This window comes from Microbulbifer maximicatervae (SeqCode) (genome assembly GCF_052467825.1).
Genome location: NZ_CP174327.1, coordinates 1,897,672 through 1,915,904, shown reverse-complemented (window position 1 = coordinate 1,915,904; position 18,233 = coordinate 1,897,672). Strand labels below are relative to the sequence as shown.

17 protein-coding genes and 1 tRNA gene are annotated in these 18,233 nt (G+C 52.3%); 13 read left to right on the top strand and 5 right to left on the bottom strand.

Translation table 11 applies throughout. The features are described from left to right. Nucleotides 1-440 precede the first annotated feature (440 nt). The 5 genes from ACJJII_RS08465 to ACJJII_RS08445 all read left to right on the top strand — a co-directional run bounded on the left by ACJJII_RS08465 (nt 441) and on the right by ACJJII_RS08445 (nt 5,678). On the top strand, nt 441-1,661 hold the full coding sequence (locus tag ACJJII_RS08465) for a multifunctional CCA addition/repair protein (RefSeq protein ID WP_444912040.1): 1,221 nt from the start codon (nt 441-443) through the stop codon (nt 1,659-1,661). Further along, a complete protein-coding gene (locus ACJJII_RS08460; RefSeq protein WP_444912039.1) occupies nt 1,645-2,382 on the top strand; it encodes a pteridine reductase in 738 nt (245 codons plus the stop codon). Before ACJJII_RS08465 ends, ACJJII_RS08460 begins: the two co-directional genes overlap by 17 nt. Nucleotides 2,383-2,490: 108 nt before the next feature. After that, nucleotides 2,491-3,186, top strand: coding sequence for a response regulator transcription factor (locus ACJJII_RS08455; protein WP_444906520.1), 696 nt, complete (start codon nt 2,491-2,493; stop codon nt 3,184-3,186). Then, nucleotides 3,170-4,417, top strand: a complete 1,248-nt coding sequence (locus tag ACJJII_RS08450; protein WP_444912038.1) for a sensor histidine kinase — start codon at nt 3,170-3,172, stop codon at nt 4,415-4,417. The genes ACJJII_RS08455 and ACJJII_RS08450 overlap by 17 nt, the downstream gene beginning before the upstream one ends. A gap of 202 nt (nt 4,418-4,619) precedes the next feature. Continuing rightward, entirely contained in the window at nt 4,620-5,678 is a 1,059-nt protein-coding gene (locus ACJJII_RS08445; protein ID WP_444912037.1) for a type 1 glutamine amidotransferase domain-containing protein, read from the top strand. Nucleotides 5,679-5,698: 20 nt separating this feature from the next. Here ACJJII_RS08445 and ACJJII_RS08440 read toward each other — a convergent pair whose 3' ends face one another. After that, nucleotides 5,699-6,160 (bottom strand): winged helix-turn-helix transcriptional regulator, encoded by a 462-nt coding sequence (locus ACJJII_RS08440; RefSeq protein ID WP_444912036.1) that lies wholly within the window; start codon nt 6,158-6,160, stop codon nt 5,699-5,701. A gap of 148 nt (nt 6,161-6,308) precedes the next feature. Between ACJJII_RS08440 and ACJJII_RS08435 the strand changes: the two genes are divergently transcribed. After that, complete coding sequence (locus tag ACJJII_RS08435) at nt 6,309-7,421, top strand: NADH:flavin oxidoreductase (RefSeq protein ID WP_444912035.1); 1,113 nt, start codon at nt 6,309-6,311, stop codon at nt 7,419-7,421. 68 nt (nt 7,422-7,489) lie between these two features. On the opposite strand, the gene folK is transcribed toward ACJJII_RS08435, so the two are convergent. From folK to tsaD, 3 genes are read right to left on the bottom strand one after another with little or no spacing between them, the layout of a single operon-like run. After that, nucleotides 7,490-7,981 carry a 2-amino-4-hydroxy-6-hydroxymethyldihydropteridine diphosphokinase gene (folK, locus tag ACJJII_RS08430; protein ID WP_444912034.1) on the bottom strand — a complete coding sequence of 164 codons (492 nt, stop codon included), beginning with the start codon at nt 7,979-7,981 and terminating at the stop codon, nt 7,490-7,492. 2 nt (nt 7,982-7,983) lie between these two features. After that, nucleotides 7,984-8,373, bottom strand: a complete 390-nt coding sequence (gene folB / locus ACJJII_RS08425; protein WP_444912033.1) for a dihydroneopterin aldolase — start codon at nt 8,371-8,373, stop codon at nt 7,984-7,986. 44 nt (nt 8,374-8,417) lie between these two features. Beyond that, nucleotides 8,418-9,452, bottom strand: coding sequence for a tRNA (adenosine(37)-N6)-threonylcarbamoyltransferase complex transferase subunit TsaD (tsaD, locus tag ACJJII_RS08420; RefSeq protein ID WP_444912032.1), 1,035 nt, complete (start codon nt 9,450-9,452; stop codon nt 8,418-8,420). Between the two features lie 173 nt (nt 9,453-9,625). Between tsaD and rpsU the strand changes: the two genes are divergently transcribed. The 6 genes from rpsU to ACJJII_RS08390 all read left to right on the top strand — a co-directional run bounded on the left by rpsU (nt 9,626) and on the right by ACJJII_RS08390 (nt 15,398). Further along, nucleotides 9,626-9,841: a 30S ribosomal protein S21 gene (gene rpsU, locus ACJJII_RS08415; protein ID WP_020411530.1), complete on the top strand. Its 216-nt coding sequence runs from the start codon at nt 9,626-9,628 to the stop codon at nt 9,839-9,841. Between the two features lie 197 nt (nt 9,842-10,038). Beyond that, on the top strand, nt 10,039-10,485 hold the full coding sequence (locus ACJJII_RS08410; protein WP_108731584.1) for a GatB/YqeY domain-containing protein: 447 nt from the start codon (nt 10,039-10,041) through the stop codon (nt 10,483-10,485). Nucleotides 10,486-10,500: 15 nt separating this feature from the next. Beyond that, the gene (gene dnaG / locus ACJJII_RS08405; RefSeq protein WP_444918895.1) at nt 10,501-12,465 is read left to right on the top strand and encodes a DNA primase; all 1,965 of its coding nucleotides are present in this window, start codon (nt 10,501-10,503) and stop codon (nt 12,463-12,465) included. 196 nt (nt 12,466-12,661) lie between these two features. Next, nucleotides 12,662-14,527, top strand: a complete 1,866-nt coding sequence (gene rpoD / locus ACJJII_RS08400) for an RNA polymerase sigma factor RpoD (RefSeq protein ID WP_444918894.1) — start codon at nt 12,662-12,664, stop codon at nt 14,525-14,527. A 90-nt stretch (nt 14,528-14,617) separates the two neighbouring features. Then, nucleotides 14,618-15,037: a diacylglycerol kinase gene (locus tag ACJJII_RS08395; RefSeq protein ID WP_282934471.1), complete on the top strand. Its 420-nt coding sequence runs from the start codon at nt 14,618-14,620 to the stop codon at nt 15,035-15,037. Nucleotides 15,038-15,321: 284 nt separating this feature from the next. After that, nucleotides 15,322-15,398, top strand: a tRNA-Ile gene (locus ACJJII_RS08390). 374 nt (nt 15,399-15,772) lie between these two features. On the opposite strand, the gene ACJJII_RS08385 is transcribed toward ACJJII_RS08390, so the two are convergent. Then, on the bottom strand, nt 15,773-16,951 hold the full coding sequence (locus ACJJII_RS08385) for a DUF4268 domain-containing protein (RefSeq protein WP_444918893.1): 1,179 nt from the start codon (nt 16,949-16,951) through the stop codon (nt 15,773-15,775). A 259-nt stretch (nt 16,952-17,210) separates the two neighbouring features. Between ACJJII_RS08385 and ACJJII_RS08380 the strand changes: the two genes are divergently transcribed. Then, nucleotides 17,211-18,224: a zinc-dependent alcohol dehydrogenase family protein gene (locus tag ACJJII_RS08380; protein WP_444918892.1), complete on the top strand. Its 1,014-nt coding sequence runs from the start codon at nt 17,211-17,213 to the stop codon at nt 18,222-18,224. Nucleotides 18,225-18,233: the final 9 nt, after the last annotated feature.

The following is an 18,233-nucleotide window of genomic DNA, read 5'->3' as shown; positions in this document are numbered from 1 at the left end:
CTGCCCAGCTGAACCGCCCCTATAAATTATGCTGTTTAATGCTGCAAACCCAGCCCGAAATTCGGTCCATGTAATTTATTAACGAACAGCGGAACAACCCCCTCAAAAAATACTAATAGATATAGTTGACAGGTAAGACAGGTTTCTTAGAATGACACTAGATTCGTGACTTGGGACTTGTCACGCGATCCTTTCCAGTGGTGTGGCCGTTAAGTCAGAGCCCCACAGTTGGCAAAGAAATGTTTGCTAAGCGAATACCCTAAGACCCTGGGCCCCCTTGTTTTTTCGGGGCCTTTTTTTTATCTTGCCGAAGCTTCTTACACTCCTACCGCTCATCCTCCGTCCAGCAGACAAACCTGGAACAACGCCGGAACAAATGGACTTATGGCAGTACAATCACCTATCAGATCAGTGGTCCCTCCAGCTCTGGAGCAAATGCTTTGAAGATCTACCTTGTTGGCGGCGCAGTGCGCGACAGACTTTTGAATCGCCCAGTCACCGAGCGTGACTGGGTGGTGGTTGGGGCAGATGCAGATAGAATGCAGGACCTCGGATACAGCCCAGTCGGCAAAGATTTTCCAGTATTCCTACACCCTGAGACCGGTGAAGAATACGCGCTCGCTCGCACCGAAAGAAAGAGCGGACACGGCTATGGCGGTTTTACCGTTAACGCTGATGCCAATATCACCCTGGAAGAGGATCTTCTGAGGCGAGATCTCACTATTAATGCCATTGCAGAAGATAGCGACGGCAATCTAATTGACCCCTACGGAGGGCAGGAAGATCTTGGAGCTCGGCTTTTGCGCCATGTTTCCCCTGCTTTTGCAGAAGACCCGCTAAGAGTTCTACGAGTCGCCCGCTTTGCCGCCCGCTACCATCACCTTGGCTTTAGCGTTGCCCCTGAAACCATGATACTCATGCGCCAGATGGTAGAAGCGGGTGAAGTGGAATATCTGGTGGCCGAGAGAGTCTGGAAAGAGGTAAGCCGGGCGCTTACCGAGCCAGACCCCGATATTTTTATTCGGGTACTGCGAGACTGCGGTGCCCTCTCGGTACTGTTACCAGAACTAGAGAATTTGTTTGGTGTTCCCCAACCGCCCAAACACCACCCCGAAGTGGACACTGGAGAACACGTACTACTAGCCCTGCGCGCCGCCCCGGTAGAGCTCCCCTTGCGTTTTGCAGTACTGCTACACGACCTGGGCAAAGGACTGACTCCCGAGGAGATTCTCCCCAGCCACCACGGCCACGAGGCCGCAGGCGTGCCCCTGGTAAAGGCCGTCTGTGAGCGCTGGCGTACCCCAAAAGACCTGACTGCACTAGCTGTCGGGGTCTGCGAATATCACCTGCACTGCCACAGAGCCTTCGAATTGCGCCCACAGACCATTATGAAAATGATCCGCAGTCTGGATGCCTTGCGACGTCCCGAGCGATTTGAAAACTTTCTTCGCGCCTGCGAGGCAGATGCCCGAGGTCGTGAGGGGCTGGAGAATCGAGATTATCCACAGGTGGACTTTTTACGCGCCGCTCGAGATGGGGCAGCGGCAGTAACTGCCGAGGAGTTGATTAAACAGGGCTACCAGGGTGCGAAACTGGGGCAAGCACTGGACCGGGAGCGCATCAAGGCAATCGCCAGAGTAAAGGATGACTACATTGCGTAATGTGTTGATTACCGGTGCCGCCGCACGCCTGGGCCGTGCTATTGCTGAAGAGCTGCATAGAGATCACAGAGTTGTTATTCACTATCGCAACTCGGCTGATGCTGCCAAGGCCCTGGCAAACGAGCTGAACCAACGTCGCCCCAACTCTGCCATAGCGTTGCACAGTGAGTTGAATAGCGCCGAAGCCTGTTCCAATCTGGCCCAACGTGCACAAGAGGCCTGGGGCGGTATTGATGTTCTGGTCAACAATGCCTCAGCATTTCACCCCACACCTGTGGGAAGTGCAACCGAGGAGGACTGGGATCGGCTGGTAGGCAGCAACCTCAAAGCCCCCTTCTTTCTCACTCAGGCCCTGAAAGAAACACTCAGCCAACAGCTGGGTTGCGTTGTTAATATGGCGGATATTCACGCCGAGCGCCCGATGCCCAAGCATACTATCTACTGCGCCGCCAAGGCTGGGCTGGTAATGCTGACAAAAAGCCTCGCTCTGGAGCTATCCCCCCAGATTCGGGTCAATGCAGTCGCCCCCGGTGCCATTCTTTGGCCAGAACAAGAGGCAACTAACGAAGCCAAGAAAGCAAAAATCACCCAGCGCATTCCTTTGGCCCGAACCGGTGACCCCAGTGATATCGCCAAGACCGTGCGCTTCCTTGCCTGTGATGCCCCCTATATCAACGGTCAGGTTATTGCCGTTGACGGCGGCCGCAACCTCAATATCTAGAGCACTCCAACCAATACCTAAAACAGTTCAACAACGGGGCTTCACTTCAATTTCACCGGCACTCTGTCAGAATGTTTTGTAACTTCCTCTGCCACAAGAGATTTTCCGGTGCGCTCACTGAAGATATTGTTGATTGAAGATAACCCCACTATCGCCCGCCAGCTTGCCGAATTCCTACATGCTGAGGACTGGCAGATAGATTATGCCCACCGGGGTCGCCAGGGCTTACAGCTGGCCCTGGAACAAATCTTCGACCTGATCATTCTCGACCTGGGCCTGCCGGATATGGACGGCTTGGAGGTCTGCGAAAAGATCAAGGCACAAGCGCCAGTTAACATGCCAATCCTGATGTTAACTGCCCGAGATGCTCTCGCAGATAAAGAACGCGGATTTGGTATCGGTGCCGATGACTACTTATGTAAGCCCTTCGAACCAAGGGAACTGATACTGAGATGCCGCGCCCTGGCACGTAGACACCAGCTGCATACCAGTGAAGAAATTAAGGTCGGTGATTTACAGATAAACCAGCGCCAGCAAACGGCCTACCGGGATAAACAACCTCTGCCCCTGACAACTATCGGTTTTCGCATTCTCACTATGCTCGCCCAGGCGTCGCCAGCACCAGTAAGCCGCTCGGCAATAATCCACCATATTTGGGGTGATGAACCCCCAGAAACAGACGCCTTAAAATCCCACATTTATAGTCTTCGCCAAACACTGGATAAGCCTTTCCAGGCCCCTATGTTGAAAACCATCACCAATCTCGGTTATCAGTTGGAAACTCCCAATGCGCGAAACCAGTAATTTACAGAGGAAGGTCTTCGCTATTTTTGGCAGTTTTACCCTGCTGCTATGCTTGGTGTTTTTTGCCATTTGTATGATGGTCGCCTATGTAGTTGAAGACCATTTACTCGATAACTTATTGGCCGGAGAAGTCCGCTACCTCGAACAGCAGGCAAGACTGACTAATACGACCCCAGAGCCACGCCTACCCTATTTAACGCTATACACTGAAAGCAAAATAATTCCGGCCGAACTGCGCACTGCCCTACCAAGCTATGCAGAAAAGGCTGAGTGGTTTAGTGATACTGAACATCACTTCCATTTACGCAGAGTACATTTTCCGGACAACCATTCCGCCGTTCTCGTAGCTGAAGTCAGTGAATTGCTCACTGTTACGCGACAATCTTCAAAACTTCTTTGGCTCTTTGCCAGCGCCTGTATCTTGACCCTACTCTTAGCCCTCTATTGTGCTTTTCGTATTTCCCGTAAAACCATCGCTCCTGTAGTAACCCTTGCTAAAGCAGTTCAGCAGCAGAGAAACTGCGATTCTCAAATTTCCCTGCCCTATAACAATGAACAAGATGAAATCGGTTATCTCGCAAGTACGTTGCAAGATACACTTAACCAGCTCAAGCTAACATTGCGCAGGGAAACTGAGTTTACCCGGGATACGAGCCATGAGTTGCGCACCGGGCTAACCATTCTGAAAAGCACACTGGCTCTCAGTCAAAATCGGGAAATGACTTTAGCTGAGAAAAGTGAGCTATTAGAAACTGTTACCGGTATGGAAAAAACCGTTAAGACACTATTAGCCCTCGCCCGCTCTGAGTCTCTACAGTCGGAAGATATCCCATTGCGTGCTTTACTAGAGGAGCGTCTTTTAACTCAACACCAGCTAATTGTACAAAAGAATTTTAATGTTGATTTAAAATTAGGGCACAAAGCCAGAGCCCTGGCTAATCGACACCTGGTAAGTCTGCTATTCGACAACTTGATCAGCAATGCATTACAGCACGCTACCAGCCCTGAGTTGGTTATTACCTATAAGGGGGACACACTCTTTTTTGAGAACGCCACAGATAACCAATTAGATTTAGAAACCTCCCTCTTACCCGGCCAAAAAAGGGAAGGCAGTGACGGTATTGGTCAAGGCCTTTTCCTGGCCAAGAGAATCTGTGAAGCCTTAAATTGGACCATCTCTATCCAATGTCGGAACAATATTTATCAGTGCGCTCTGTCTTTTACACAGTAGCGTTCTAAGATTCAAATTTTTACCGTATGCGCTCGAGATGCACAGTGAATCGGCATCCATACCTTATACGATCTCGAGTGCAGCTTTTTCTTTCTTCCTAAATAGCAATTACAATCTCACCTGAATTTCACCTTCCATCCCTTATTCTCCTACGAACTCACTAGAAGATTTTCCGTCTACTACTGCAATTTTGGAGATTAATATGTTGAAGAAAATTGTTATTTCCCTGGCACTGACTTTGTCTGTATTTTTTGGTTTTATTATTTGGATTAAGGGCCTAATTCCACCCCAAGATCAGGACTTTTCCACTACGACAGTAAGTGACCTGCCGTATTTACAACAATTACCCAGGGAAAGCCGAGGAAAAATCTTAGCTGTTGTCACCAGTACTGAAACGATGGGAGATAGTGGCAAGGCGACTGGTTATGAATTAACTGAACTGGCACGCCCCTATTACATCTTTTCAGCCAACGGATTTATTGTCGATATTGCCAGTCCCAAAGGCGGCAAACCGCCTGCGGTGATCGATAAAGATGATCTGGGGCCTTTCGACTATGCCTTTCTCAATGACCCGGAGGCACAACAAAAGGTCAACAACAGTATTCCTATCGATCAGGTATCAGCAGAGGATTACCAGGCCGTATTTTTTGTCGGCGGTAAAGGCACCATGTTCGATTTCCCCGACAATCCCCATATCCAGTCCCTGGTGCGGGAAATCTATAACAGCGGCAAAATTATCGGAGCGGTATGCCACGGGCCAGCAGCCCTTGCCAATGTCACCCTGGATAATGGCAAGCCCTTAATCGCCGATCGGCAGATCAGTGCTTTTACTAACGCAGAGGAGCTTTTTCTTATCCCTGACGCCGAGCAACGATTTCCATTCCTGCTTGAGGATCGCTTACGTGAGCAAGGCGCGTTTTTTCAGGCTGGGCCCACTTACCTGGAACAAGTCAGCGTGGATGGCCAGCTTATTACCGGGCAAAACCCCTGGTCCACCTGGCTGGCGGCTGAGAGTATGGTAAGCGCGATGGGCTATACCCCTGTTCCACGCCAAGTCACTCCAGCGGAGCAGACCGTCAAATTACTACTCACTTATGAGCAACACGGCTTTACCGAGGCCACGGAGAAATTGCATAAGCTTCAGGAGGAAGGGGAAATAGACAAGCGCCTACTGGCCATGCATGGCGTTGTCTCTGCAATGCGTTGGGAGCCGGGTAGGGCATTGGACATAATCAGACTGCTGTCCAAGAGCCAGGATTGATAGAGCCCCTCAAAAGCCAGCTAGCCAGCCTGATCCAGGGGCTGGCCATTTTCATCCACAAATAATACATCGCGGATACTGAGTTTCTGTCCCTGGACATTCTGCACAGCCACTTCGGAGATTGGTTCGCCACTGATTTTATCGACCAGATGCATCCCATCTTTATTGCCATTCCAACGCAGGTTCCACTGACGCAGGGCGATTACCACCGTAAACAGGTCACGGCCTTTTTCTGTTAAGCGATACTCGTAGCGAGTGCCGTGTTCGCCCGCATCAAAGCGCACTAACACCTCGTTTTCCACCAAACGGGATAACCGATCCACAAGGATATTCTTGGCGATTCCAAGGTTTCTCTGGAAATCCACAAAACGGCGGGTACCCAGCATCGCCTGCTTAATTATCAGCAGGGACCACCAGTCCCCCACCTCATTCAGAGCGCAAGCCAGGGAGCAATTGAGATCATCAAAACGTTTACGTGACATACCCCCAGTATACCGGTAAAAAGGTTGCAATACGAAACCAAATGTTGAACTCAACTTCAAAATAAGGTCTTATAACGCAACCATTTTAGTTGTGACCTAGTGGGACCAGTGAGTCCCAGTGTTGAATCGAGACATTCAGGAGAGAAATATGAGTGGTTCCCTGGACAACCTACTGCGTCCCTTCGAGCATAAATCCCTAAAGCTGCGCAACCGGGTTGCGATGGCTCCCATGACCCGCACTATGTCACCGGGCTATGCAGCCAATGATCAAGTGGCCGGCTATTACCGCCGCCGCGCCGAGGGCGAAGTGGGACTGATTATTACCGAAGGCACCTTCGTTAATCATAAAGCTGCAAACGGCTACGAGAATGTTCCGGCAATCTACGGTGAGGCCGCTCTCGCCGGCTGGAAAAAAGTGGTAGACGAAGTACACGCTGCCGGTGGCCAGATTATCCCGCAGTTATGGCACGTAGGCTCCGTGCGCAAAGAGGGCATAGGCCCGGATAAATCAGTGCCCGGCTACTCCCCCTCAGGCCTGTTCAAACCCGGCAAGCCCAATGGCCAGGCGATGAGCAAAGAGGACATCCAGGAAGTTGTACAAGCTTTTGCGGACGCGGCGAAAGCAGCCAAGGAAATCGGATTCGACGGCGTAGAGATCCACGGCGCCCACGGCTATCTGATCGACCAGTTTTTCTGGGAAGGTACCAACCAACGCGATGACGAGTACGGTGGCTCCATCGAAAATCGCACCCGCTTTGCAGTGGAAATTATCAAAGCGGTACGTGAAGCCGTGGGCGAAGATTTTGCCATAGTGCTGCGCTACTCCCAATGGAAGCAGCAGGATTACGAAGCCAAGTTGGCGCAAAACCCGGAAGAACTGAAACGCTTCCTGACACCGCTGGTTGAAGCCGGCGTTGATATTTTCCACGCCTCTACAAGACGCTTCTGGGTGCCAGAATTTGAGGGTTCTGATCTCAACCTGGCAGGCTGGACCAAGGAATTGACGGGAAAACCGGTAATTTCTGTCGGCAGTGTCGGCCTCGACGATGATTTTATCGGCGGCAATAACCAGGGCATGGGCGGCACTGCCAATCCTACCGATTTAGCCGAACTGACCCGCCGTATGGACAACCAGGAGTTCGACCTGATTGCCGTTGGCCGCGCGCTATTACAAGACCCACATTGGTTCGCCAAGGTGCGTGAAGATCGCGCGGAGGAAATCACTCCGTTCACCAAAGAAGCGCTAATGAGCCTAAGTTAATTATTCCTAACAAAAAAGCAGCCTCAAAGGGCTGCTTTTTTATCTGCATTTTTAAAAATTTATTGGAATCACGGCCAAATAAATTCTACCGGCCACAATTTTTGTGAAGCCTGGTCGTACTCATCCCACAACTGGCGGTATGTTTTCTGCTCGACCGGATGCAATACTTCTGGAGCAATTTCTGCCAAGGGCTGTAAAACAAAGGCATTTTTTACAATCTCACCTCTAGGCAATTTTACCCCATCGACAGTTCCCGTCAGGTGATCATAGGTGAGAATATCAATATCCAGGGTGCGCGCGCTGAACTTGGGACCGGAGCGCAGGCGGCCGTTGGCATCTTCAATACCGCGCAGACACAGGGCCAGCTGCCCTACCGGCAGGTCAGTCTGCAGCCCAACCACCAGGTTGTAAAAGTTATCACCCTGGAAACCTACCGCTTCACTTTCGAAGACCCGGGACACCTGTAATTCGCCAAACCGCCCGGTCAGGGCATCCAGCGCTGCGCGGATATATTGCGCGCGATTGATATTACTGCCGAGGCTGAGATACACCTGAGCCACGTTTACACTCCCGCAGACATCGCTGCTGCACCTTTTGCCGGCCTCTCGCCGCGCTCAATAATGACACCCACATCCCTGGACCCTCTGACCGCACCCGGCTTGGACAACCGCAGTCGCAGCCAGTTTACAGAAAACTCTTCCCTGACAATTGCCGCAGCCTGCTCTGCCATGGTCTCCACCAACAGAAACTCACTGCTTTCAATAAAAGCGATCAAGCGCTTGGCCACCGCTTTATAGTTAAGTGTGTACTCGATATTGTCTGTACGCGCCGCCTCACTAATATCGAAGGCCATCTCCAAATCGAGACTGACCGTCTGGCGCACTTCCCGCTCCCAATCGTAAATACCAATAATGGTATTCACCTTTAAATCCCGTATATAAACAATATCCATTTATCGGCTCTTTTCTTTTTAATGCCAGGCTATCCCTGGGATTTTTAAAGTTCGGTCTTGGGCAATTCTGTCATGGGCCAGCGCGGACGCACATCTACCGCAAGGCTCGTCTGCTCCCCTGCTTTTAAGCGCAAACTACCGGCGTAGGCGATCATGGCCCCGTTATCAGTGCAGAATTCATGGCGGGGATAGTAGACGCTGGCGTTATCCTTTCGCAGGCTCGTTTCCAAACGCTCACGCAATAATTTATTTGCGGAAACTCCACCGGCAATCACCAGGGTTTTATAGCCGGAAGCCTTAATAGCGCGACGGCATTTAATCACCAGGGTGTCCACTACCGCCTCCTGGAAAGCCGCAGCAATATCTGCGCAAGTCTGCTCGTCTGGTAAACCATCCTCGAGGGCGTGCTTGCGCACCGTCGTCAGGGTGAAGGTTTTAAGGCCTGAAAAACTGAAATCCAACCCCGGTCGATCAGTCATAGGACGCGGGAAGGTAAAGCGCCTGGCGTCTCCTTTCTCCGCCAGGGCAGCCAAACGCGGGCCACCGGGATAATCCAAATCGAGCATTTTGGCGGCCTTATCAAAGGCTTCGCCGGCGGCGTCATCCAGGGATTCACCCATCAGTTTGTAATCACCGAGCCCCCGCACCTCCACCAGCTGGGTGTGTCCGCCGGAAACCAGCAGGGCCACAAAAGGAAAGGCGGGCGGATTATCCTCCAGCATTGGGGCCAGTAGGTGGCCTTCCATATGGTGCACCGCCACCGCCGGGATATCCCAGCCATAGGCCAGAGCACGAGCCGCGCAGGCCCCGACCATCAGCGCTCCCACCAGACCGGGGCCTGCGGTATAGGCGATGCCATTGAGGTCTGAAGGGCTGGTCTCGGCCTTCTTCATTACCTGGCGAATCAGCGGCAAGAGCTTGCGCACATGATCACGGCTCGCCAGCTCGGGGACTACACCGCCATAATCGGCATGCAGGTCCACTTGACTGAACAGGGCATGGCTGAGCAAACCGGACTCAGAATCGTAAATAGCGACGCCAGTTTCATCGCAGGAAGTTTCTATACCAAGGACGCGCACTTGATCTCATTCTCGTGACTACTTCGAGGGGTGGTTATCATACTGGAAAATGGGGTTGCGATCCCGTATAGGAGTGTTTAGAATTTGCGCCCTCGCTGTGAACCGGCCACCGGATGCAACTGCGAGAGCATTGCCGGAATGGCCGAGAGAAACGAATTTTAACAGGTATCCTAATGCCCTCTGTACGAATCAAAGACAACGAACCTTTCGATATCGCCCTGCGCCGTTTCAAGCGCTCCTGTGAAAAAGCAGGCGTACTGTCTGAAGTACGTCGTCGCGAGTTCTACGAGAAGCCCACCGCTGTTCGTAAGCGCAAAGCTGCTGCCGCTGTAAAGCGTCACGCTAAAAAGCTTCAGCGCGAAAACCGCAAGTTCCAGCGTCTCTACTAAGAGCCGCAGGCTGCATAAGCCTGTCGCAGCGAGGCGGCCGGACGGGCTTAGCCCGTAGCGGAGCTATAAAGAACGGCGTGCGAGCCATACTCGCGCGCCGTTTTTCGTTTGGGCTAACGCATTTCCCCCGCCCAGCAGACAAGCTATCCTAAGCCCCTGATCCAAAATTCATTGCCAACAATCCCGGAACACTCATTATGAGCACTCTCAAGGAAACCCTGACCCAAGCCACTAAAGACGCAATGAAAGCGCGAGACAAAGAGCGCCTGGCCACCCTGCGCCTGATCAACGCCGAGATCAAACGCGTTGAAGTCGACGAGCGCATCGACCTGGATGACGCCCGTATCCTCGCCCTGCTGGACAAAATGACCAAGCAGCGCCGCGACTCCATTACCCAGTACGAGAAAGCTGGCCGGGCTGAACTGGCAGCAGTAGAGCAGGCTGAAATTGAAGTTATCCAGGAATTCCTGCCGAAGCAGCTGAGCGAAGCTGAGATTACCGATATCGTTGCCTCCGCCGTCAAAGACACCGGTGCCAACAGCATGGCGGATATGGGCAAAGTCATCGCCCAGGTTAAACCCCAGGTGCAGGGCCGTGCAGATATGGGCGCGGTGAGCAAACTGGTGAAGGCCCAACTGGCCTAAGCTGAGCGAATCCCCATGGCCGGCAAGATACCCCAGCACTTTATTGACGATCTGCTCGCAAGGGCAGATATCGTCGAGCTGGTGGACAGCCGGGTCAAGCTGCGTAAAACAGGCAAAAACTACTCTGCCTGCTGCCCCTTCCACGACGAGAAAACCCCATCATTTACCGTGAGTGCGGACAAGCAGTTTTATTACTGCTTCGGCTGCGGCGCCAATGGCAATGCCATCGGCTTCCTCATGGAGTACGACCGCCTGCCCTTCCCAGAAGCGGTGGAAAAACTCGCGGCCACCCGTGGACTGGAAGTTCCCAGGGAACAACTGGCACCGGGGCAAGAAAAGCGCCAGCGGGAGAGTCAATCTCTCTACCAGCTCACAGAGAAAGCCGCCGACTACTACCGTGAACAACTGCGCAACCACCCCGCCGCAGGCAATGCGGTGGCCTACTTGCGCAATCGCGGCCTCTCCGGTGAGATTGCCCGGGACTTTGGTATCGGCCTTGCGCCCCCAGGCTGGGACAACCTGCTCAATGCATTAGCCGATACCCCCGAGAAAGCGGATCAACTGGAACTGGCAGGCCTGGCCATTCGCCGCCAGGACAGTGATGGCAACACCAAGCCCAACGCGCGCCACCACTACGACCGCTTCCGCAGCCGTATTATTTTCCCGATCCGCGACCAGCGCGGGCGCGCCATCGCCTTTGGCGGGCGGGTACTGGGCGACGACAAACCCAAGTACCTGAACTCTCCGGAAACCCCAATTTTCCACAAGAGCCGCGAACTCTACGGCCTGTGGGAAGCGCGCCAGGCCAACCGCAATTTAGAGCGCCTGATTGTGGTTGAAGGCTATATGGATGTGGTGGCCCTGGCCCAGTTCGATATCCGCTGCGCGGTCGCCACCCTGGGCACCGCTTGTGGCGAAGACCACATTCAACTCGCCTTCCGCCACACCTCGGAACTGCTGTTTTGCTTTGACGGCGACCGCGCCGGCCGCGCTGCCGCCCGCCGCGCTCTGGAGTCGGCCCTGCCGCAGATGCAGGACGGGCGCAGCCTGCGCTTCCTGCTGCTGCCGGAAGGCGAGGACCCGGACACCCTGGTACGCCAACTGGGCGGTGAACGTTTCCAGCAGTTAATTAAGGAGCAGTCCCTACCGCTGGAAGATTTTCTCTTCGATCTACTGAGCGAAGATATCAACCTGCAGACCATGGACGGCCGCGCGCGCCTGTCCAAGCTCGCCGCTCCCCTGCTGGACCTGCTGCCCGATGGCGTCTACCGCCAGCTGATGTTCCAACAACTGGCCTCGCGCACCGGGCTCGATAAGGAAACCCTGCAAGAGGTTATCCGTACAGAAAAAGCTCGCACGCCGCAGCAGCCCCACCCGCAACCTATAGCTGCACCGGGAGAGCCACACCAAGCACCCTCCCCTCACGAAGAGCTGGAGCACCGCACACCGCCGGAACCCTGGCAGCGCGACAACAACTTCAGTGAAAGTGCAGCACCGAGTTACGACAGTCCGCGCCGCCAGAGCCAATATCTCCTGCCGCCAGAGCGCATGCTGATCGCCCTGCTATTGCACCATCCGGAGCTGGCAGCACAAATCGAAAATCCACAGCAGTTCCCCATCAAGGGCAATGCAGACCTGGCATTGTTTATCCAGCTGGTAGAGCTGTACAAAAGCCGCCCCCAATTAAATTTCTATCAATTGATCGGCCACTGGCGTGCACACCACAGCGCAGAATCTTGCGATACCCTGGCCAAGCTCGCTATTTCTCCACTGGTATCGGTCGCGCGGCAACTCGCCCAGGATGACAGCAACCTGGAATACGATCCGCACACCGAATTTAACGACTGTCTGCTGCGCCTGAAACAAGCTGCAGACAAACAGCGCAACCGCGATTTACTCGATCAACTTAAGAACAGCGCCCAGTTGAGCCCCGAAGAACAACTGGCTCTATTAGCCAATTGGCGAAAAAAGCAGAATTAATAAGCGCCAACCCCTTGAAAACTGCGGGCTCAGCACTATATTCACTCACCCCCGCCGGGCGGGATCGGGAACCCCAGCACCCTAAACATCGCACCTACGCCGTTACTTGACAGCTAGAGTGGTTATTGCTAGTGCAAATACGCTATAATCCCGCGTCTTTGTCCCGTATTTTCATTCCCAGAATTCAGGGTTGTGCATGACCGACAAAACCCAGCAACAGTCCCGCATTAAGGAACTGATCGCCCGCGGTAAAGAGCAGGGCTATCTGACCTATGCCGAGGTAAATGACCACCTACCGGAAGATATTTCCGATCCCGATCAGGTGGAAGACATTATTGGCATGATCAACGACATGGGCATCAAGGTGTTTGAAACCGCACCGGATGCCGAAGAGTTGTTGATGGCTGAAGGCGACAGCTCCGCTGATGAAATCGCCGCAGCCGAAGCTGCCGCTGCCCTGGCAGCCGTAGAGTCCGACGTAGGCCGAACCACCGATCCAGTACGCATGTATATGCGCGAAATGGGCACCGTAGAGCTGCTCACGCGCGAAGGCGAGATCGCCATTGCCAAGCGTATCGAAGAGGGCCTGCGCGAACTGATGGCCGCCCTGGCCTACTGGCCGGGTGCAGTGCAGCAGATCATCGATGAGTACGCTCTGATCGAGAAAGAAGAGCGCCGCATCCCCGATATTATCTCTGGTTGGCTCGACCCCGCCGACGAGGTTCCGCCCGGAGCCCAGGCTGGCCAAGCCGCCGCTGCCAGCGCGCCGGAGTCATCAGATTCCGATGACGACGCCGAAGACGACGACAGCGATGACGACAGCAGCGAAGATGAAGAGGAAGCTACCGGCGGTATCGACCCCGAAGAGCTCGCCGAGCGCATGAACGCGCTGATCGCCGCACAAAAAGCTGCCGACGAGGCCATCGCCGCCCACGGCCGCGATTCCAAAGAAGCTGGCCAGGCCCTCGAAGCCGTTGGCGATGTATTCCGCTTCTTTAAACTGGCTCCCCGCCAGTTTGACCCGCTGTACGGCGAAGTTCGCTACGTACTCGACAGCGTGCGCGAGCAAGAGCGCGTGGTTATGGCCATGTGTATCAAACGCGCCCGCATGCCGCGCAAGACCTTTATCAAGGAATTCCCCGGCAACGAGACCAATGATGATTGGATTCCCGCAATCATCAAGAAAAAGCGCGATTACTCCGATGCCCTGCGCCACGTCGTAGACGAAGTTGTTCGCGCCCAGCGCAAACTGGCTCAGTTCCAGGAGCGCGCCAAGCTGGACGTAGGCCAGATCAAAGAGATCAACCGCCGCATGTCCATTGGTGAGGCCCGTTCACGCCGCGCCAAGAAAGAGATGGTCGAAGCCAACCTGCGTCTGGTTATCTCTATCGCCAAGAAGTACACCAACCGCGGCCTGCAGTTCCTGGACCTGATCCAGGAGGGCAACATCGGCTTGATGAAGGCTGTGGATAAGTTCGAATACCGCCGCGGTTACAAGTTCTCCACTTATGCCACCTGGTGGATTCGCCAGGCCATTACCCGCTCTATTGCGGACCAGGCCCGCACCATCCGTATCCCGGTACATATGATTGAGACTATTAATAAGCTCAACCGTATCAGCCGCCAGATGCTGCAGGAAATGGGTCGCGAACCCACTCCGGAAGAACTGGGCGAGCGCATGGAAATGCCGGAAGACAAGGTGCGCAAAGTCCTCAAGATCGCTAAAGAGCCAATCTCCATGGAGACGCCTATCGGCGACGACGAAGACTCCCACCTGGGTGACTTTATCGAGGATCAAAATCAATCCTCGCCGGTGGATACCGCCACTCAAACTGGCCTGCACGACGCCACCCGCTCCGTGCTTTCCGGCCTCACCGCCCGTGAAGCCAAGGTACTGCGTATGCGTTTCGGTATTGATATGAATACCGACCACACTCTGGAAGAGGTGGGCAAACAGTTTGACGTAACCCGCGAGCGTATCCGTCAGATCGAAGCGAAAGCATTGCGCAAACTGCGACACCCCTCCAGGTCGGAGCATTTACGCAGCTTCCTCGACGAGTAAGCGCTAGACTAAAGCCCGGTTCAACCGGGCTTTTTTTTGTGACATAAAGATGACCTCCCCGCGCAGGCTTAGTGAAAGCAGGAGATAAGCATGCAAAAAGAAATGGCGAATAAGCAGGAAAAATCTGAAGAGCTTGCCAACAAGCCCGGCAAGAAGGGGTTTGCTCGCCTCCTGGCTGCCACTAGCTACTCCAGCCAGGGGCTCGTCGCTGCGTGGCGCAATGAGGAAGCTTTTCGCCAGGAAGTAATTGCCGCCTGCCTAATGGTGCCTCTCGCACTCTGGGCCGGGGAGACACCTACTGAGCGCGCCATATTGATTGCAGCCGTGATGTTTGTCCTCCCAATAGAACTTATCAACAGCGCTATTGAAGCGACCGTGGACCGCATCGGCCCCGAGAAACACCCGCTGGCCAAGATTGCCAAAGACACAGGCTCCGCCGCCGTGGCCGTCGCCCTCTTCGCTGCATTCCTGGTTTGGTGCTGTATCCTTATCCCCAAACTGCCGATTTAAATACTTTAGTATGGGGTTTTAGCCTCCATTTCGCATAAACAAGACAGTCGTACCAATTGAAGTTTCTAGTTAAGACACTCGAACCAATTAAGCTGTTTGGAAGCTCTCTCAAGGTGGGCATCTATTCCATAAAGATCAGTTGTTGGCGAAAGCTTGAGCAACAGGGAAAGAAGATTTCTAGAATTTGCCCATATCGGCTTTGAGTGCTAACAAAGGCATTGATTTGCAAGGGAAAATCTTGTACTTTTGCCAACCGCTTGCAACGATCCTCGCAAGCAATGTGTGGGCCCTTAGCTCAGTTGGTTAGAGCATCCGACTCATAATCGGCAGGTCCTGGGTTCGAGTCCCGGAGGGCCCACCACCTTCTTATGTTCACAATACGTTGTGATTTTTGCTTAAGACCTAGTGAAAAAAACAAACCACTGGGTTCCAATCCCATTTCGCATCAAAAATACGTGATTTATCGTTGCTCGAGCAACTTTACTCGTTAAAAGATTTATATATTTAAAGTTTTGTCGATAAGCTGCGAAAGATCAGCTTCTTTTCTGGTGTAGTAACACCCACTCCTAATCTTGGAAATGAGTCTTCACTTTTTGTATCCCAAAGTTACATACAGTGAGGTCTTAATACATTTATCTCAGATGAAATTGACTTTTGAATTCATAAACCAAGTTTAAAGGAGGCAATATGCTTAAAAATTTATGCACGTCTTAAGGAGTATAAAGCCTCCATATTTCACTCTAAAACCTCATTTAAAATTGTGACAGGTTCCTTTGCTTTGTAGTCAGGCGTTCTCAGAAGTTCCCTGCAATGCCCAATCTCCGGAGAAAAAGCTTTTTCCAAACTTGTAATTTTCTGGCATAACCAGGTGTTCAGCGTCGGCCATTCTTCTTTATTGTGGCCACTTGCTGAAATTTCTGTAAATACCCTGGAGCCGATATAACTATCCAGACGGTCCCACACCAAAGTATCACCAAAGCGCGACTCAATTTTATTTTTTTTAGAAAACAAAGAATCAAACAAATATTTATTTTCATCACGCTCCGAACGCCCTATGATAAACTCAGCCCGGATGGTGTCTTGATTCAATACAACTTGGTAAGCCACCTTAGCCAAACCAGATCCCCCTCGGAGACTGTTCTGAGTCACGGCATTTGCATTATCAAACAACCTACAGTCACTTTCACGCATAATTTCAATAAACTGCTTCCAGAACTCTCGCCGTGTATGGTGACGCTGAGCTAGCTCACGAGCATTGGACTGCTCTTCCTGCTTCTTTTCTGCCAGGCCGATCACATAATCCTCGACCTCTCTCATTGGTAATATCTGCTCTAGACTTAGGAATAATTGATCTCCTTTCGCGTAGGGCACAGCCTTAATACACTGAAGACGCAGGTTATGACGCATCAACCAGTGTGCAGTAGAAGTTACTTCTCGACGAAAATGCGCAGCAACAAGAATGATGCGTTGCTCAGCATCAGGGTTCAAAATCAGCTCATCGAAATCCCTATCAGCAAAGAATTCCACTAAACGTTCCCGCGCACTTTGATTCTGCTCGCAACCTCTTTTATCAAGAAAACGCTGATAGATATCTATGATCTGACTTTTTGTTAAGCTGGCGCAGTAGGACGCGTACTTTAGTGCTTGCCACACTACATCACGTCCAGAATCATCGAGTTTATTTTCAATAATTACTAAATGACCATGTTTATCCAGGGCAAGCAGGTCTAGGCGTTCACGAGTCTCATTAAAACCATCAAATTCTTTTTGAATAATAAGCAATTCCTCACCCAGCACTTCGGGGTTGGCTGCTAACCACTCTTGCAGATGTTCGCGTTCACGGAAGCCTAAATCAGAAAACTTTTTCAAATTTAGTGGCTCGAGTCGATTAGTATTCCTGTCAATTTGATACATTGATAGACCTCGGTTTTGGGTATTTAAGAGCTATAAATTTGCTTATTACGCCTGGTAGCTGGTTACCTACGTATATGCCACTACAATTAACCTCAGTCTATCTAAGACTTATGAATCGCGGAAGTGATTGACATAGATAATTGCCATCGCAGCTTAATGACCTCATTCATAGACATCAATTTAGGTCTGTTAAACTCGATGATTAACTTCCATACACTTGGGTATAGGGAACTATCACTCAACACATAGGGAAGAAATAATGAAAGTAATAGCGCTAAAAACACCAGGCGGACTAGAAAATATTTCGGTTAGCGACATCGCTGACCCGGGAGCACCCGGCCCAGGCCAAATCCGTGTTGCAATTAAAGCCTCCTCCCTCAACTTCCACGATCTTTTGGTTGCCAACGGCGGTATTCCCACAGAAGACGGCCGCATTCTGATGTCTGATGGCGGCGGTATCGTGGATGCATTTGGTGAGGGAGTTACCGATTTTAAGGTCGGCGATTCTGTTGTGTCGTGCTTTTTCCCACAGTGGCCAGCAGGTACGCCTATGGCTTCCGTGGGTAACTTTGCCAATACGCCTGGTGACGGTATCGATGGGATGGCCGCTGAGTTTGTTGTGCGCGATCAGAGCGCTTTTACCCTTGCCCCAAAAGGCTGGAGCCACGCTCAGGCGGCAACCATTACTACCGCGGGCCTTACTGCTTGGCGGGCATTGGTAGTAGATGGCAAGGTAAAACCTGGCGACACAATATTGACTCTAGGAACTGGCGGAGTATCTATTACGGTAATTCAGATTGCCAAAATACTGGGGGCCAAAGTTATTGTTACTTCTTCTTCCGATGAAAAACTGGAGCGCGCCAAAAAATTAGGCGCCGATCATGGCGTCAACTATCGCACCCATGCACAGTGGTCAAAAAAGGTTATGGAGCTGACGGAAGGCAAGGGTGCTGACCATATTATTGAGCTCGGTGGCCCCGGTACACTAGAGCAATCAATCCATTCAGTCAGAGTTGGCGGCCATATTTCATTGATTGGTGTTTTAACGGGCCGCTCGGGAGAAGTGCCCACAGCACTGTTAATGGCCAAGCAGGCCCGGTTACAGGGCTTGATCGTTGGAAGCCGTAGGGATCAACGGGAATATGTCACCGCATTGGAAGCCAACCAGATACAGCCAGTGATTGATAAGACTTACCCTATGGAGGAACTGGCTGCGGCATTTGAGTACCAGGCCAGCGGGTCGCACTTTGGCAAGATCTGCGTCGAGTGGTAATGGAATAGC

Bases quoted from the DNA above. Each gene is read 5' to 3' on its own strand.
- ACJJII_RS08460 (WP_444912039.1), top strand. From the start codon at position 1,645: ATGACTACATTGCGTAATGTGTTGATTACCGGTGCCGCCGCACGCCTG.
- ACJJII_RS08450 (WP_444912038.1), top strand. From the start codon at position 3,170: ATGCGCGAAACCAGTAATTTACAGAGGAAGGTCTTCGCTATTTTTGGC.
- ACJJII_RS08445 (WP_444912037.1), top strand. From the start codon at position 4,620: ATGTTGAAGAAAATTGTTATTTCCCTGGCACTGACTTTGTCTGTATTT.
- ACJJII_RS08440 (WP_444912036.1), bottom strand. From the start codon at position 6,160: ATGTCACGTAAACGTTTTGATGATCTCAATTGCTCCCTGGCTTGCGCT.
- ACJJII_RS08435 (WP_444912035.1), top strand. From the start codon at position 6,309: ATGAGTGGTTCCCTGGACAACCTACTGCGTCCCTTCGAGCATAAATCC.
- folB (WP_444912033.1), bottom strand. From the start codon at position 8,373: ATGGATATTGTTTATATACGGGATTTAAAGGTGAATACCATTATTGGT.
- rpsU (WP_020411530.1), top strand. From the start codon at position 9,626: ATGCCCTCTGTACGAATCAAAGACAACGAACCTTTCGATATCGCCCTG.
- ACJJII_RS08410 (WP_108731584.1), top strand. From the start codon at position 10,039: ATGAGCACTCTCAAGGAAACCCTGACCCAAGCCACTAAAGACGCAATG.
- dnaG (WP_444918895.1), top strand. From the start codon at position 10,501: ATGGCCGGCAAGATACCCCAGCACTTTATTGACGATCTGCTCGCAAGG.
- rpoD (WP_444918894.1), top strand. From the start codon at position 12,662: ATGACCGACAAAACCCAGCAACAGTCCCGCATTAAGGAACTGATCGCC.
- ACJJII_RS08395 (WP_282934471.1), top strand. From the start codon at position 14,618: ATGCAAAAAGAAATGGCGAATAAGCAGGAAAAATCTGAAGAGCTTGCC.
- ACJJII_RS08385 (WP_444918893.1), bottom strand. From the start codon at position 16,951: ATGTATCAAATTGACAGGAATACTAATCGACTCGAGCCACTAAATTTG.
- ACJJII_RS08380 (WP_444918892.1), top strand. From the start codon at position 17,211: ATGAAAGTAATAGCGCTAAAAACACCAGGCGGACTAGAAAATATTTCG.